Source organism: Streptomyces rapamycinicus NRRL 5491, assembly GCF_024298965.1.
Lineage (GTDB): Bacteria > Actinomycetota > Actinomycetes > Streptomycetales > Streptomycetaceae > Streptomyces > Streptomyces rapamycinicus.
This window is the reverse complement of the sequence record NZ_CP085193.1, coordinates 230,508-245,481: the sequence shown is the minus strand read 5'-3', so window position 1 is coordinate 245,481 and position 14,974 is coordinate 230,508. Positions and strand designations below refer to the sequence as shown.

Genomic DNA, 14,974 nt, shown 5'->3' with positions numbered 1-14,974 from the left:
CCGCCGGCCGTGTCGCCTTCACCCTGGCTGGGCCGACGTCGACCCGGCCACGCTTGCACCGCAACGATGAACGGACGGGTGGCCGACGTGGACGCCGCTCCGGCACCGGGATCGACTCTTGACGCGCATGAGCGGGCGTTTGTATCTTTTATGAACCGAAGTCACTTCACTCGATGGGCGTCGGGATGCGCGAGCAGGGGCCATCCGGCTCGTATATGGGGAGGCCGCGCGATGGCGACATTCAATCGGAGGCGCTTCTTCGGGGTCGCTTCGACGGCTGGAGTCGCTGCGGCGACGTCGCAGGGTGTCGCTCTGGCGAGCGGCCGCGATGCGCGAGGACCGAACCTGGTCGGAGTCCAGGCCGAAAATGGCGCGAGCGTGATCGCGCAGAACTATCTTGATCCGCGCACGGTGGACATTACGATCGACTCGATCGCGCTCGGCCACACCGCGTCGGTGCGCATCAGCCTTCCGCATCGGTTCGGGTCGAGGCCCCGTGCCTCATGGCCGGTCCTCTACCTTCTCCATGGCGGTTACGGCGACTATCTGGACTGGACGCGGCACAGTGACATCGCGCGCCTCTCCCGTGAGCGCGACGTGCTGGTCGTCATGCCGGACGGCGGAGAACTCGGTTTTTACACGGACTGGTGGGCCCGTGGCGTGGGAAACAAGCCGGGCTGGGAGACGTTCCACCTGGTGGAGCTCTCGCAGATCCTCGTGCGGGGGCTCCGTGCCGCCGACCGGCGCGCGATCGCCGGCCTGTCGATGGGGGGCTTCGGCGCGATGTCGTACGCCGCTCGCCATCCCGGTCTCTTCCGGGCGGCGGCGTCCTTCAGTGGCACGCTCGATACGCTGCACCCGACCGTCGAGCCGGTCTCCCCCGACCCGTATGCTACGTGGCTTTTGCGGACGCATATGGCGCCGAACGGGTATGACCCGCTCGGCCTCTTCGGCGATCCAACGGCTCAGCGCGCCGTGTGGGCGGCGCACAACCCGGCAGATCTCGTCAAGAACCTGCGTGACACGAAGCTGTTCGTGTCCTGCGGCAACGGACGGATCGGACCGTTGGATCCACCTGGAACCGATCCTTCTGACGTCTCCGTCCGGTTCGAGGCATCCCAGCTGCTGCAAAACCGGGAGTTCGTGAAGCGGGCATCCAGCCTTGAACTCGACGTGGCCTTCGAGACCTATGGCGGCTCCCACACATGGCCCTACTGGGCGCGCGAGTTCGACAAGGCGTTCCCGCTCCTCATGGAGGCGATCGAGGCGGGGTGAGCCCGCGGCTGTGCCGTTCAGGGACCAGTGCGGCGGCGCCCCAAGGGCCGGCGCCGCACTTCCCACAGCAGGGGCCATCGGGAGCTCTGGGATACCGAGGTGAATTCAGTTAAGCTCCCTGCCGTGGCTTAGGAGGTCGTGTATGTCTTTCGTTCTCATTCACGGCGCCGGCTTCGGCGCGGACTGCTGGGACGAGCTGATCCCTCACCTGAGCGCGGAAGCGCTGGCAGTCGACCTCCCTGGCCGCGGGACGAGGGCTGGGGTCCCACTGGGTACGGTCACGCTCTCGGACTGTGCCGATGCGGTCCGAGAGGACGTCGAGGCGCGGGGCCTCCGGGAGGTGGTGCTGGTCGGCCACTCCTTCGCGGGGTCACGGTGCCGCGCGTCCTGGACCTCATACCCGAACGGATCCGTCAGGTCGTCCTCGTGTCGGCCGTCGTACCTCCCGACGGAACCCGGGTGCTCGACCAGATTGATCCCGGCGTGCGGGATCTGGTCGAGCAGTCCATCACCGCCGGGGTCTACCAGCAGACCCGTGCGGGCGCTGCCACGATGCTGTGCAACGACATGGACGAGGCGACTGCCGCATCCGCTCTGGACCGGCTGGCCGACGATTCGGCCGCCCTGCTGAGCGAGGCCGTGGACCTGAGCGGCTACCGGAGGGATATCCCACGGACGTACGTCCACCTCACCCGGGACCAGTGTTACGTCGAGGAACTGCAGCAGCGATCCATCGCGTTGCTCCGGGCGGAGGTTATCGACCTCGACACCGGTCACATGGCAATGATCAGCGCGCCGGGAAAGCTCGCCGCCGTCCTCAACACCGTTCACGGCTGAGCATTCTCTCCACACGGAGATCCGCCAAGGTGACTGCTACCTGCGGGGACTGATGTTGGACGGCCGCCGCAAGTCGATCCAGGCCATGGCCTCGCGGCTGCCGGACGGCAACGAACAGAACCTGCAGCAGTTCGTGAACCAGGCCGCCTGGGACCCGGCGCCGGTGCGGCGTCGGATCTGCGAACGCATGCTGCCACTGGTCAACCCGACCGCCTGGGTGATCGACGACGTGTCGCTGCCCAAGGACGGAAGAATGTCGGTCGCCGTGGCTCCGCAGTACTGCGGAGCCCTGGGCAAACGCGCCAACTGCCAGGTCGCGGTCAGCGTCCACGCCGCCAGTGACACGGCCTCCTGTCCACTGCAGTGGCGGCTGTTCCTGCCCAAGGAGTGGGCGGCGGACCCTCACCCGCATCCCGCCCGAGGCCGGGCACCGTGAGAAGTGGCGGCTGGCCCTGGACATGCTCGACACGCTGGCCGGCTGGGGCTGGGTGGCCGCGGAAATGCGTGCGGGTGGAGCCTACGCACATGCCACGCTCGCCCTGCACGCCCTCGGTGGACCGCCGTCGGCTTGAGGATCGCCGTAAGCGGCAGGGCCCAGCCGGCACGGTAGGCCGCTGTGAGTTGGCAGCAGGGCGCCAGGACGGCAGGTGCCTCTATTTCACCTCATCGAGCCGCCCGGTGCTGACATCGAAGATGAACCCGCGCACCGCATCACTGTGCGGGATGTACTTACTCGACTTGATACGACTGATCGAGCGGCGCACATCGATGGCGACGTCGCGGAAGGACTCCACCGGCCATAGGGGCTTAAGGCCGTCCTGACCACGGATCGGGGGGTCGAGTGAATAGGACGGAAAGGTCAGCATCCGACAGTCGGTGTGATGGATGAGGATGATCTCGCGGGTTCCCAGCAGTTGCTGACTGACAGCGAGTGAGCGGATGACGTCATCGGTAACCACGCCGCCGGCGTTTCGTATCACACTTGCCTCACCCTCCTGCAGACCGAGAATTCCATAAACGTTCATACGCGCATCCATGCAGGCCACAACAGCGACACCCTCGGAGGGTGCCATCTGCTGCGGCCCGGCGAAATGGGAGGCGTAGCGTTCGTTGTTCTGAAGGTAACGGTCGGTAACTGACATGGCTATGTCTTCCCTTCTTGGCGGCCGACCGGTATGCAGTCGCAGTACGAGATACTCCGCGGGGTTTCGCCGCATAGCACGCCCGGGACGAATTGAGCGACTGATAGCGCCTTGCATCGTCGTGCGTTGGGAGCTGGTCCTTCATTTGCGGCCGCAACTCCAGCCGGGGCCTTTCTCAGCCCATTCGCGCTCCCACTCACATGCGAATCCGGTCGATCCCTCCTGGATCATGAACGAGGAGGAACAGGGCCCTGATGCCGCACCCGCCGACGATGGCGGTGCCCTGCACCTGGCTCGGCGGCCGGGGTGCGAGCCAGGTGTCATGATCGGCGGCCCATACCCTGCTGGTCGTGCTGGTCGACCTGTGTGTTGGACCGTCCTCCGCTCTCCAACGGACCGACGCCTGGCCAAGCCCCTGACGTGGTACGCCTCTGCGATCTTGCGTGCCGCAGACTCCTGGAAGCGGTGTGCCGTTATGAGACCCGCCACCGCAGCGGCTCTTTACGAGTACGAGAGAAACCAGCAGCAAGACGCACGCCTCCTCGATGTTCGAGCGGCGCCTGAGCAGACTACGCCTTCACCTTCGCGGGCTGGCTAGGGGCCCGTAAGGACCTGCGCCCTCTCCGCCGGATGGGCGCTGTCACCATTCCGTCTGCACCGCATGCCGCGTGCCGCAAAGATGCTGTGGGCGAGTTCCTGGCAGACCGCCGCGGTTCGCGCACTGCCTGGTCAGGCTTTCCCATGCCCACCACGGGAGAGGCGTTCCGCGAGGACCGCTGCCTGGCTGTGTTCGATATCTCGGGTGGCGGTGAGCAGTGTCATCGGGCCCTGTCGGGCGAGTTCGTCGAGATGGTTGAACGCCTGCTGGTGTGTGGCATCGCGCAATTCGGCAAGATAGCGGCGCCGGAATTCCTTGTAGCGCTCAGGAACGTGGCCGTACCAGTGACGCAGTTCGGTGGACGGGGCGATGTCACGCATCCACTCGTCGAGGTGAGCGTCCTCCTTGCGCATGCCACGCGGCCAGACCCGGTCGACCAGTACGCGAGTTCCGTCCTCGGGGATGCCTCGTCATAGATCCGGTGGTAGCTGACGTCTTTGCTCATGGTGCCCTCCGCGGTGCAAAATCTGCTGCGTCCGGCAACTGCCTTACACCCCGACTATCTAGGGTATGCCTTCCCTTGGTGGGGTGCCTGGCGCCTCCTGGCGGGGCATGGAGCGGGAGGACGATGCGGCACGCGGGCAGCCGCGAGTCGAGGTACCTGCTGGCCAAGAGGCGAGCGGCAAGAGATCCATGTGGTACGCCGAGCACGATATCGACTTGCGCCTCGGCGCCACGGTCGCCGCCGTGGACCCGATCGCCCACGAAGTGACCTTCGCCGGCGGCAGCCGATTGGACTACGCGAAACTGCTCCTGACCACGGGCCGGGTACTGGCCGGGATGAACGTCAACGTCTTGGCCGATCTCCTCGGCCACCCCGGCCGGGCTTGCTGAAAGCCGGGTACATTATCGCGCTGCCGTTCTTCGGTATCGTCACTGAGATCATCCCGGTCTTCAGCCACAAGCCGATCTTCGGTTACACAGGCCTGGTCGGTGCCACGATCGCCATCGCGGGTCTGTCGATCACGGTGTGGGCGCACCACATGGATCGGCACGATGTGGAAGGGCTCGCCGAGTTTCGAGACCCGATGCTGTGGTCGATGGGTTCCTGGTCACCTTTCTTTTCGGCGGCCTGACCGGCGTCCTGCTGGCCTCGCCACCGCTGGACTTCCATGTCACGGACTCCTACTTCGTCGTCGCCCACTTCCACTACGTGGTCTTCGGCACCGTCGTCTTCGCGATGTTCGCCGGCTTCGACTTCTGGTGGCCCAAGATGACGGGAAAGATGCTGGACGAGCAGCTCGGCAAGATCACCTTCTGGACACTGTTCGTCGGTTTCCACGGTACCTTCCTCCTCCAGCACTGGCTGGGTGCGGAGGGCATGCCGCGCCGCTGCGCGGACTACCTGGCGGCGGACGGTTTCACCGCCCTGAACACCATCTCCACGATCAGCTCGTTCCTCCTCGGCCTGTCGATGCTGCCCACGTGCCAACGTGCCCGAGCCCAACCTTGCCGGGCACGTCCACGCGACCCTGATCGTGCACGCATGGGCGTACGTCCGTGGGAGCGCGAGGGCGAGCCGGAGGCGGTGATGAGCGACTTCTACGGTTGTCCGCGAGAGGGAACAAAGGAGATGCCTGATGGCGAAGATTGCCATTAACGGGCTCGGACGCATCGGACGCGCCGCCTTCAAGATCCTCGGTGGCATCGACGAGGTCGAGGTCGCTGCGGTGAACGACCTCGTCCCCGCCGAGAATTTGGCCTACCTCCTCGCTCACGACACCGTCTACGGGCGCTACGGGAAGACCGTCACCGCCGCTGGGGACGCACTGGTCGTCGACGGGCGCACGGTCCCGCTGTACAACCGTCGCGACCCCGCGGAGCTGCCCTGGCGCGATCTTGGAGTAGACCTCGTACTGGAGTGCACGGGCGTCTTCCGCAGTGAGGAGGAGCTGAGCCGGCACCTCACCGCGGGGGCGCGGTTCGTGATCCTCTCCGGCCCCGGCCCGCACCGAGACGGTGGCCACCGTGGTACACGGGGTGAACCCTGCCCCCGGCGGGCAGCAGGTGATCTCCTGCGCGAGTCGCACAACGAACTGCATCACTCCGGTGGTGGCGGTGATGGACCGCCGGATCGGTGTGGAGCGGGCGATCATGACCACCGTTCACGCGTACACCGCCAGCCATCAGCTCATCGACGGGCCCTGCAAGGACTTCCGGCGTGGCCGGGCGGGTGCCGCCAATATGCTTCCTGCCTCCACCGGCGCCGCGCTCGCGACGACCAAGGCACTGGCAGGCCGATTCGACGGCGTGGCACTGAGGGTCCCGATCCCGATCGGATCGATCGCCGACATCGTGCTTGTCACCACACGTCCGACATCCCCCGAGGAGGTGAACAGCATTTTCCGTGAGGAGGCCGTCACCGACCGCTACCGCAGCGTCCTCGGCCTGTCCGAAGAGCCGATCGTCTCCAGCGACGTCATCGGCGACGCTCTGACCCCGCTGATCACAGGCGTGGGCCGATCGCGGTGAGGCGAAGGATCACCAGGGTCCGAGGACGCAGGTGAGTGATCACAGCAGCGTGGTGCGGCACCGCCCGCAGTTTGCGGGGACAGGCGGGCTGAGGGAACCTGGGTCCTGTGCTTCGTCGGCGTGTGTCGTCCCGTGCGTCCGACGCGCCACTGGAGCCGCGCGCCGAGCAGGGGGCTGCGCCATTTCCCCAAAGCGCGGTCAGGACCCCGATGGCTTATGTGGTCGCATTGACCGTCCCGATTGTGCTGCTGGAACTGGCAATCGATGATCAGACGGTGCGGCTCACCCTCTCCTGATTTTGCTGCCCGCTTTCCCGGCGGCGGCACGGTGCGCCAGACTGTCTGCGCAGTCAGCTGGGTGTTGATCGTCATCACGGGAGTACTGACCTACCGGCCACTTCCCTCATGGTACGACTACATGATCGTCATGCTGCTGGCCGCAGTGCTCGGCGTGTTGTGCGTTCTGACCTGTCGCAGGCGGATCCGGCGCGAGATGGACCTGCGCCGGGTCCGGTCCACAGCTGTCGCTCTCCAGCGGCAGATGCTGCGCCCCCTGCCGATTCTCACCGACCGGTGATCGTCGATGGCATCTACCTGCCGGTGGAGGCGGACAGGCTGGTGGGGGAGACATCTACGAGGTGGTGGCCTCGCCATACGGTACGCGTCTGCTCTTCGGCGATGTCCAAGGCAAAGGCCTGCCAGCGATCGGAGCGGCCTTTGCCATGCTCGGAGCGTTTCGCGAGGCCGCCCAGCGCGAGCCGACGCTCACCGCGCTCGTGGACTCTCTGGAGAGCGCTGTCGTCCGGCACAACGTCTTCGCCCAGCAGACCGGCGAGCCTGAGCGGTTCGTCACCGCCCTCATCCTGGGGGTCGATGCCTCGACTGATACACAGGCCGTCAATTGCGGCCACCCTCCGCCCTACCTCCTGGAAGCGGGACCGGTCGCCCCCGTGCTGTTCGGCGACCCGGGCGTGCCACTGGGCCTTGCCGACCTCACTCCAAAACCCCGCACCGTTGTGTGGTTCCCCTTCCCGGCTGGCGCCACCCTCCTTGCCTGCAGCGACGGCGTCACCGAGGCCCGCAGCATCACCGGCGTCTTCTATCCCCTCGAAGAGCGCCTGAGGGCCTGGGGGGTGGCTCTCCCTGGGACATCGCCAGCAACCTGGTCAGCGACCTGAGCCGCCACAGCGCGGGTCAGCAGCGGGACGACATCACCGCGCTCGTGGTGCGAAGAGCCGCCTGACCAGGCAGGGACCACACACGGCTTGGAGGCACTGCATGACGAATACCGCCCCCTCCGCACCGATCGCGGTCGGCACCGACGGCTCACCCGCCTCCGGGCGGGCCGTGCGCTTCGCCCTGGAGTACAACTGCGCGGGACCAGGCTTCTCGCCGTATGCGCGTACGCCTTTACCACCACGCGTAGCGGTTACGGGTGCCCATCTTCCGGTCGTCGTGCCGGCCGGGCCGCCGGGGCGAACACGGTGGCCGACCACGTGCCCGTGCCCACCGACGGGCTCGCGTGGATCCCCGGCTCGGCGAAAGCGAAGATCCCGGTCAGGATTGACGGGGCTGGCGCCGCCCACGGCCTGCTGGAGCACCTCGAAGCCAGCGGGTCGAGCTGGTGGACATCCTGGCCGCCGGTCTGCCAGGGGCCCAGGGAGAAGAAGACCCGGGAAGACGTCCCGCCGTTACGGGACGAGCGGGTGCAGGCTGCGTCCGGTGAGGCGGAACGCGCGCTTCAGCGTGATGGATGCCCGGGTCACGGTGACCGAGGTGCTGGCCGAACCGCCGTCCGCAGCAGCCGAGCCGAAGCGGACGGCGGCACCAGGATCGGTCGTGCCGCGGCGTTGTCAACTTGGGTGACACGCTGAGCAGCTGGGATGATCCTCGGGTTGTTGGCCGTCGGAGGTGACGTCGTGTCGCCGTCGTGCAAGGGGTACCGGTTTCCGACGGAGGCCATCGCACACTGCGTCTGGTGACGCTCGGAGGGGGGCTTGTTGGTGTTTGGGGCGGCCGCTGGTCTGGTGTGTTGATGGTTTGCTGAGAGGCCGGGGGAGTGGTTTGGGCGGGGAGGGCAGTGTGCGTGAGCTTTGGTTGTGTCGTGCGGGGCGGTTGTGTTGTTTCGGCGAGGTGGTCGAGGCGGATGGTGTCGAGTGATTGCTTGGTGATGCGTTCGGTGCCGTCGCAGATGGCGGTGATAGCGGCTTGGCGGATGAGTCTGGTGAGGCTTCCGATGCGGTCGGCGGTGCCCTGGTTGAGGTAGGGGGCGTGGCGGGGGAGGGTGCCGGGTTTGTGTTGCTGGAGGTCGAGGGCGTTTTCGATGTCGGTGATGACGTCGGTGAAGGGGCGGGTTTGGCCGTGGCGGGCGGGGAGGGGGCCGCAGTCGATGAGGGTGGCGCTCCGAGGGAATATGCGCTGGAATTGCGTGACCGCGCGGTCCGTATGTATCGCGCCGCTGAGCCGAAGCCCTGTGGGGTTCCAGAACTAGGCTGCTGTCTTGACCTGCGCGTTTACGCTGTTCTGTCGTACTCGTTGATGAGGCCTCCGAGGATGGGGCGGCGTTTGATCCGTTCGTGAGTGAGGCTGGTGATGGGGCAGTCGGGTTGTGGCGGCTGTAGTGCGGCGGAACCCCGGCCACGGCTACGACGTCTGCGTCAGGGACTTGTCGGCTGGTCGCCGTCGCTGTCCGTAAGCGCCGGGGCCATCTGTCGGAGGTGGGTACGAGAGCGGGTGGCATCGGTGGCGGGCGGCGCGCCGTACACGGCGCGGTAGTCGCGTGAGAAGTGCGACGCACTGCGATAGCCGACGGTACGGGCGGCCTGAGCTGCTGACTCCCCGAGAATCACCATGCGGTGCCGGGCCTCGCCAAGCCGCAGCCGCTTGAGGTACTGCATCGGAGTCATCGAGGTTGCCTGCTTGAATCGTCCGAAGAGCGTCGATTCGCTGGTGTGGAGGGCTGCCGCGAGCATGGGCATCGTCCATGGTTCGCTCATCTTGTCGGTCAGGTACGCAACTGCTTGGACAACCACTGATCGCTCCTCCCCATTCGTCGCGGCGAGAATGCGGGGCGCCTGTTCCGTCTGCAGGAGTCGAAGAATGACTTCACGCGCGATGGCTGGACCCAGAATCGGGATCGTCTCGGGCTCATCGAGCAGCCCGACGAGCCTGGCGAACGCGTCTGCGAGGCCTGGGGTCCACGTGCCGAGTCGTTCCAGCGATCCGGTGGACGGGTGGGAGTGGTGAGGAAGGGCAACGGCGACCTCCCGCACGAGCACAGGATCGAACTCCCAGGTCGCCGACAGGAAACTGCCGGCCGCGTCGGTCTCGACCACACCCGCGACGACCGGAAGATCGACGGGAGTCACCAGGAAGCGGTCACTGCCCCAGACGTCGTCGTCCGCGCCGATGATGGAGCGTTTCCTTCCGGCGAGAACCACGGCAAGCGAGGGCACATAGCGTTGGAAGAAGAGGGGCGTGGCGCCACGAACATGTGACAGTCGCAGGCCGAGCCTCGCTGCGCGCGCCTTGTCATCGGCATGCCGGGCGACGATGCCGGCCGAACGCCCAAGGCTCGCGGTGACTGCAGGCGCCGTGCTCGCACTCCCATCCACCGAACTCATGTTACGCGATCAAGCCTTACGGGATCAGGCAATAATGCCGTGGATTTCGGCAAGCCCGTGGTCGGCTCGAGCGCCCAGGATTAATGCATGCAACAGAATCAGGCACTCCAAGAGCTCCTTGAAGCCCTTCCCGCCGATGAGCGGCTGCGCGGGAGGACGGCTCTGATCACCGGATCGTCCAGCGGCATCGGGGAGGCGATCGCGAAGGTCCTCGCCGCTTCCGGCGCCGAGGTCGTCGTGTCCGGCCGGAACTCCGACCGCGCCGGAGCAGTCGCGGACGCGATTCGCGCGAAGGGCGGTACGGCGCACGTCGTGACCGCGACTCTCGACGCGGAGCCTTCGGAGATTCGCGAGTTCGCCGCGCGAGCCGAGGCCGCCCTTGGGGGGAGCATCGACATTCTCGTGAACAACGCCGGCGTCTACCCCGGCGGCAGCACGGCGGACGTCACGGACGAGGAGATGCAGGCCCTGTGGGCGACGAACATCCGCGCACCGCATGTGCTCGTCGCCACCCTCGCTCCTCGTATGGCCGAGCGCGGCCACGGATCCATCGTCAACATCGGCTCCTGGATGGCACGAGTGGGTGTGCCGTATATGGCGCTGTATCCAGCCACGAAGGCAGCAATCGAGCAGCTCACGCGCGCCTGGGCAGCGGAGTACGGACCGAGCGGCGTGCACGTCAACACAGTCGCGCCGGGAGCGACGGCTACGCCCGGCAACGGAGCCTTCGTCGATGTTCTCGCAGCGATGACGAAGGACACCCCCGCGGGGCGCCCGTGCGCCCGATCGACATCGCCTACGCCGTTCGCTGGCTGGTCAGCGACGAAGCGGCGTTCGTCCACGGCGCAACCTTCGACATCGACGGCGGAATCGACGCCACTCGCATGAGGTAGGGCACGTCCTAAAAGGCCGTTTCCCTGCGTTACGTCGCGCAGTGAGCCACACCGCGCGACGCTGACGGCAAAGCGGCGACATGGAGTGCTCGCAAACGTCATAGACGTGGCGAGGGTCTCGATGATCGGTGTGTGAAGACTGACCTCGAGACCCTCATTACCGCACTGTACGTGAAAATCGACGACGAGTTGGTCACTGATTAGCGGTGGTTCGTTAAATCCGGAGGTAGAGGTCAATGCCGTGTCCGGTGGTGACCGCGTCGATCAGGGCCTGAAGCTCGGAGGGTGGGTCCCTGTCCGTCCAGGCTCGCCACCATCGGTTGAGGATGACGGTGGGGGTGAGCCAGGAACGGATGGCTCGTAAGGCCCTGGGCCAACAAGGCTGTTGGGGCTGGTGGGACGGGGCCGGTCCCCCTCTCCGACCTCTTGTCGGGGCACGGGTCCGGCGCGGTGGCATCCAGGGGCCTGGGTGGGGCGAACCACTGGTCCCAGCAGAAGGAGAAGGCACAGTTGACCGGAATCTGGTGGCGGCGGATAGCGCGGTCGGAGCGGACTTGGAAGTCGGCCCAGCCGAGTTCGTCCTTGATCTGCTTGTAGCTCTGCTCGATCTACGGACGCGGTCCGTGGAGGCGGACGATCTCGGCGAGGTCGGCCGGCGGGTGCGGGCTGGCGGCGTGGTGGGGTGCGTCGGGGTGGGGCAGGTTGGTGGTCAGGTACCAGGTGGCCTTCTCCGGCAGGCCGACTGGGGCGGTGGTGGCCACGACCAGCCGGCAGGGTGAGTCGGGTCCGTAGCCGCCCAGGTAGGCATCGGCGGCCCACCAGGTCTCGGTGTGCCCGTCGCGGAAGTGACGCTCCACGGGTGTCCAGTCGCCGGGACGCCTGGCATCGCACCAGGCCAGGGCGTGGGCCGCTTCGATGGGAGTGTGAGGCTGGTCTACCGGAGCCCAGGTGCCACGGTGCGGCTTGAGCGCGACCACGTAGGCCAGGCCGGCCTCGCGCAGCGCGAGGTACCAGTCGTCGCTGACGGAATAGGCACAGTCGGCGACCACCGCGCGGCAGCCGAAGCCCGCCTCCTTCCCGCGGGCCGCGAGGTGGGCGGCCAGCTGCGGTTTCGTGCGGAAGGCCGGCTCGGACCGGCCGCGGGCGAAGTGATGGGCGGGGGTGTAGGGAGTGGCGTGCAGCGGGTAGTACACGCGGCCGTCGGTCCACACCGTGGTCACCGTGACGATGCCGTTGTCCGTCTTTCCCAACCGGCCCAGCCACTGCCGGCCCACGTGCGCGGTCGCCGTGCCGTCCTTGCGGTCCCCGGAATCGTCGATCACGATGACCCCGCCGTCGTGCGGAGCTGTCGCCGGCTCCTCGCGCAGCAGTTCAAGCCGCCGGTCGTTGACCTGCTCGGCCTCCCAGGGCGACTCGGACAGGAAGAACTGCAGCCGCTGCACCCCGGCATCCCCGCACCCGCCACCGGCTCCGCCCCTGCCAGGCAGGTGATCGTCTTATTCCGCTCCCGTGGTGCCGGCAGACCGGTCAGGTACTCGCGAAACCCCCGCCGCTGGGCCAGACTGAAGAAGAGATCGTCGAACCGGGCCGCGTACTCCTCCAGTGGCCCCGGCGCAGGCGGACACGGGCGGCGAGCAGTCATCTTCAGCCCCCAGCAGAGTAGTTGACTCCTACCACCGGCCTACGACCAACCCGACCTACCGTCAACCCACACCACCACCGGATTTAACGAACCACCGGTAGTGGGTGCGGTCGCCGTCGGAGTCTCGGGTGTGTTCCACACGGTCGCGTCGGCCGCTGCCACCTCTCCGCTGGAGGTCAAGAGCGTCACGGCGAGTGCCGATGACGGCAACGTTCCCGCCAACACGCTGGACAACAATCTGAGCACCCGTTGGTCGTCGGAGGGTGACGGGGCGTGGATCCGCTACGACTTGGGCTCGGCGCAGACCGTCGGGTCGGTGTTGGTCGCCTGGCACCAGGGGGACAGCAGAAAGAACACCTTCGACGTCCAGCTGTCGGCCGACGGATCGTCGTGGAAGACCGTCCTGGAACGAAAGACCAGCAGCGGCGGCACACGTGAGCAGCAGAAGTACGACTTCGCCGATGCCTCGGCCCGCTATCTGCGGATCGTCGGTCATGGCAACACGGTCTCGACTGGACCAGCATCACCGAGACCGACATCTACGGAGCCGACGGCAGCGACGACGGAGGTCAGGACCCCGTCCGCACCGTCCGGGTCGCGAACTCGGACCAGTTGAAGAGCGCGTTCGGGGACGCGCAGGCCGGCGACCGCATCGTGCTCGCGGACGGCACGTACTCGATCGGCAAGATGACCGGCAAGAACGGAACGGCCGCCGAGCCCATCACCGTCGTCGCGGAGAACCGCGGCAAGGCGGTGATCGGCGACGGGCAGCTGGAGGTGGCGGGCTCCTCCTACGTCACCTTCGAAGGGCTGCAGTTCACATCAACGTGCCATCGGTGGGCCCCGCACTCCAAGGTGCTCACCGGCTACCTCGAAGTGGTCGACCATTGGGAGGGAGCCGTGCAGCGCCGACGGTCGCCACCGGCTCATCGGTAGACGACGAGGTGATGCCGCTCGCACGGATATATCGATACAGTGAGTACTGCTTCGCCTGATTCTCCTTGAACGGCGATTACCCACGCGCCGAAGTCTCTTCGCGGGGCGGCGCTGTTGAGGCGCGCAGCACGAGTTCGGTGGCGAGTTCGATGTGGTGGGACTCGACCTTTTCGCCGTTGGCCAGTCGGAGGGCGGTGCGCAGGGCGGCACCGCCCATCTCCCGTAGTGGCTGGCGCACGGTGGTCAGTGGCGGTGAGGCCATCTGGGCGAGGCTTGTGTCGTCGAAGCCGACCACGCTCAGGTCTTCGGGGATGCGCAGGCCTCGGGCGCGGGTGGTCTCGATGACGCCGAGGGCGATCTCGTCGTTGCCTGCGAAGATCGCCGTCGGTGGCTCTTGCAGGCTCAGTAGCGTTGTGGCGCCGAGCAACCCGGTTTCGTACGTGAATTCTCCGGGCCGGACATAGGCGTCGGGCACCTGCGCTCCCTCCGCCTCCATGGCGGCGCGGTAGCCGTGCATGCGTGCCTGGTTGCATACGGCCATGGTCGGTCCGCCGAGATAGGCGACTCGGCGGTGGCCCAGGGAGAGCAGGTGCTGGGTGGCGGCCAGGCCGCCGGCGAAGTTGGTCGCCCCGACGCTGTTGACCCGGCTGTCCGGCAGGTGCAGTGGGTCCAGCACGACCAGCGGCAGCCCGGCCCGGGCCAGTTCGTTCAGGTGCGCTGTGGTGTACACGCTGGTGATCGCGATGACGGCGCGGCGCCCGGCTGAGACCAGGTCCCGGGCCCAGTGTGGGGCGCGGGACGCCTTACTGATCACCACCGAGGCCCCCAGTTCGGCGGCGGAGTCGATGATGCCTTCCAGGGTCTCGGCCACGTACGACTTGAGGCCGCCCTTGAACTGCACCTCGATGGTCGGGCTTTGGACGGTCTCGGTGTGGCGGAACACGGGCGCGAGGTAGTGGTGCTGATGCAGCAGTTCCTGCACCCGGGCGCGGGTCTGCGGCGCCACGTCACCGCGACCGTTGACCACTTTGGACACGGTCGCGACGGAGACCCCAGCCGCTTGGGCGATGTCCGCCAAAGTGGTGCGCCTGGTGTTCGGCCGCATCGGTTCCTCCCAGCTATACGTCCACCGGTGAGGTGAGCCGCCGGTAGGGTCGGCAACGCGGGTGGAACCGGTCAACTGTACGGCAACCCGGGACCGGGCTCGTCCGGGGAGGTGCCGACGAGCCCCTCGACCTCGACGCGTCCGACGATCTGCGTGAGATCGCGTCCGGCGAACGCGGTCCGATCGGCATGCACGCCGACCCGTACGCGTGCGCCCGGCCCGCCTCAGTCAGGAGGGCATCGGCCCGGTCCGGCATAGGCGGCACCGGGACCTGTCGGCGCGGCATGACCTGCACTGGCAGTGTGTCAGCCGTAGCCATCGCATCGTCCCTCCACCCTCAAGCGACCTCTTTCGAAAGACTTTCAGTCCCTGTCAAGGTTTCTCGAGGGTCA

Annotated in this window: 12 protein-coding genes and 6 pseudogenes; 13 read left to right on the top strand and 5 right to left on the bottom strand. The window is 66.9% G+C overall.

The window, feature by feature from the left end:
* The first annotated feature begins 231 nt into the window (after nt 1-231).
* The 4 genes and pseudogenes from LIV37_RS01030 to LIV37_RS01020 all read left to right on the top strand — a co-directional run.
* On the top strand, nt 232-1,275 hold the full coding sequence (locus LIV37_RS01030) for an alpha/beta hydrolase (protein WP_121825963.1): 1,044 nt from the start codon (nt 232-234) through the stop codon (nt 1,273-1,275).
* A 142-nt stretch (nt 1,276-1,417) separates the two neighbouring features.
* Nucleotides 1,418-1,906: an alpha/beta fold hydrolase gene (locus LIV37_RS52415; protein WP_420834368.1), complete on the top strand. Its 489-nt coding sequence runs from the start codon at nt 1,418-1,420 to the stop codon at nt 1,904-1,906.
* A gap of 8 nt (nt 1,907-1,914) precedes the next feature.
* Nucleotides 1,915-2,112: a hypothetical protein gene (locus LIV37_RS52410; protein WP_420834367.1), complete on the top strand. Its 198-nt coding sequence runs from the start codon at nt 1,915-1,917 to the stop codon at nt 2,110-2,112.
* 25 nt (nt 2,113-2,137) lie between these two features.
* A pseudogene (locus LIV37_RS01020) lies at nt 2,138-2,633 on the top strand (IS701 family transposase); the annotation flags it as partial.
* Nucleotides 2,634-2,765: 132 nt separating this feature from the next.
* On the opposite strand, the gene LIV37_RS01015 reads toward LIV37_RS01020, so the two are convergent.
* The gene (locus LIV37_RS01015) at nt 2,766-3,254 is read right to left on the bottom strand and encodes a beta-class carbonic anhydrase (RefSeq protein WP_020865260.1); all 489 of its coding nucleotides are present in this window, start codon (nt 3,252-3,254) and stop codon (nt 2,766-2,768) included.
* A 729-nt stretch (nt 3,255-3,983) separates the two neighbouring features.
* Nucleotides 3,984-4,357, bottom strand: a pseudogene (locus LIV37_RS01010) (DUF488 domain-containing protein).
* Nucleotides 4,358-4,464: 107 nt separating this feature from the next.
* Between LIV37_RS01010 and LIV37_RS01005 the strand changes: the two are divergent.
* The 6 genes and pseudogenes from LIV37_RS01005 to LIV37_RS00985 all read left to right on the top strand — a co-directional run bounded on the left by LIV37_RS01005 (nt 4,465) and on the right by LIV37_RS00985 (nt 7,561).
* Nucleotides 4,465-4,746, top strand: coding sequence for a hypothetical protein (locus LIV37_RS01005; RefSeq protein WP_243146431.1), 282 nt, complete (start codon nt 4,465-4,467; stop codon nt 4,744-4,746).
* 8 nt (nt 4,747-4,754) lie between these two features.
* Nucleotides 4,755-5,335, top strand: a pseudogene (locus LIV37_RS01000) (cbb3-type cytochrome c oxidase subunit I); the annotation flags it as partial.
* Nucleotides 5,336-5,492: 157 nt separating this feature from the next.
* Nucleotides 5,493-5,735: pseudogene (locus tag LIV37_RS52405) on the top strand (glyceraldehyde 3-phosphate dehydrogenase NAD-binding domain-containing protein); the annotation flags it as partial.
* A 157-nt stretch (nt 5,736-5,892) separates the two neighbouring features.
* Nucleotides 5,893-6,384, top strand: a complete 492-nt coding sequence (locus LIV37_RS00995) for a hypothetical protein (RefSeq protein WP_202979666.1) — start codon at nt 5,893-5,895, stop codon at nt 6,382-6,384.
* Between the two features lie 357 nt (nt 6,385-6,741).
* On the top strand, nt 6,742-6,960 hold the full coding sequence (locus tag LIV37_RS00990) for a hypothetical protein (RefSeq protein ID WP_254807068.1): 219 nt from the start codon (nt 6,742-6,744) through the stop codon (nt 6,958-6,960).
* A 61-nt stretch (nt 6,961-7,021) separates the two neighbouring features.
* Nucleotides 7,022-7,561: a PP2C family protein-serine/threonine phosphatase gene (locus LIV37_RS00985; protein WP_254807067.1), complete on the top strand. Its 540-nt coding sequence runs from the start codon at nt 7,022-7,024 to the stop codon at nt 7,559-7,561.
* 1,479 nt (nt 7,562-9,040) lie between these two features.
* Here LIV37_RS00985 and LIV37_RS00975 read toward each other — a convergent pair.
* Nucleotides 9,041-10,006 (bottom strand): AraC family transcriptional regulator, encoded by a 966-nt coding sequence (locus LIV37_RS00975; protein ID WP_121825964.1) that lies wholly within the window; start codon nt 10,004-10,006, stop codon nt 9,041-9,043.
* Between the two features lie 87 nt (nt 10,007-10,093).
* Here LIV37_RS00975 and LIV37_RS00970 point away from each other — a divergent pair.
* A pseudogene (locus LIV37_RS00970) lies at nt 10,094-10,899 on the top strand (SDR family NAD(P)-dependent oxidoreductase).
* Between the two features lie 233 nt (nt 10,900-11,132).
* Here LIV37_RS00970 and LIV37_RS52400 read toward each other — a convergent pair.
* Nucleotides 11,133-12,541: pseudogene (locus LIV37_RS52400) on the bottom strand (IS701 family transposase).
* 130 nt (nt 12,542-12,671) lie between these two features.
* On the opposite strand from LIV37_RS52400, the gene LIV37_RS00960 reads away from it, so the two are divergent.
* Complete coding sequence (locus LIV37_RS00960) at nt 12,672-13,157, top strand: discoidin domain-containing protein (RefSeq protein ID WP_243146432.1); 486 nt, start codon at nt 12,672-12,674, stop codon at nt 13,155-13,157.
* A complete protein-coding gene (locus tag LIV37_RS00955) occupies nt 13,154-13,477 on the top strand; it encodes a chondroitinase-B domain-containing protein (RefSeq protein WP_020865249.1) in 324 nt (107 codons plus the stop codon). The genes LIV37_RS00960 and LIV37_RS00955 overlap by 4 nt, the downstream gene beginning before the upstream one ends.
* 76 nt (nt 13,478-13,553) lie before the next feature.
* Here LIV37_RS00955 and LIV37_RS00950 read toward each other — a convergent pair whose 3' ends face one another.
* Complete coding sequence (locus LIV37_RS00950) at nt 13,554-14,582, bottom strand: LacI family DNA-binding transcriptional regulator (protein ID WP_020865248.1); 1,029 nt, start codon at nt 14,580-14,582, stop codon at nt 13,554-13,556.
* Between the last annotated feature and the right edge of the window lie 392 nt (nt 14,583-14,974).

Coding starts and splice junctions, on each gene's coding strand:
- LIV37_RS01030 (WP_121825963.1), top strand. CDS start 232: ATGGCGACATTCAATCGGAGGCGCTTCTTCGGGGTCGCTTCGACGGCT.
- LIV37_RS52415 (WP_420834368.1), top strand. CDS start 1,418: ATGTCTTTCGTTCTCATTCACGGCGCCGGCTTCGGCGCGGACTGCTGG.
- LIV37_RS01015 (WP_020865260.1), bottom strand. CDS start 3,254: ATGTCAGTTACCGACCGTTACCTTCAGAACAACGAACGCTACGCCTCC.
- LIV37_RS01005 (WP_243146431.1), top strand. CDS start 4,465: ATGGAGCGGGAGGACGATGCGGCACGCGGGCAGCCGCGAGTCGAGGTA.
- LIV37_RS00975 (WP_121825964.1), bottom strand. CDS start 10,006: ATGAGTTCGGTGGATGGGAGTGCGAGCACGGCGCCTGCAGTCACCGCG.
- LIV37_RS00950 (WP_020865248.1), bottom strand. CDS start 14,582: ATGCGGCCGAACACCAGGCGCACCACTTTGGCGGACATCGCCCAAGCG.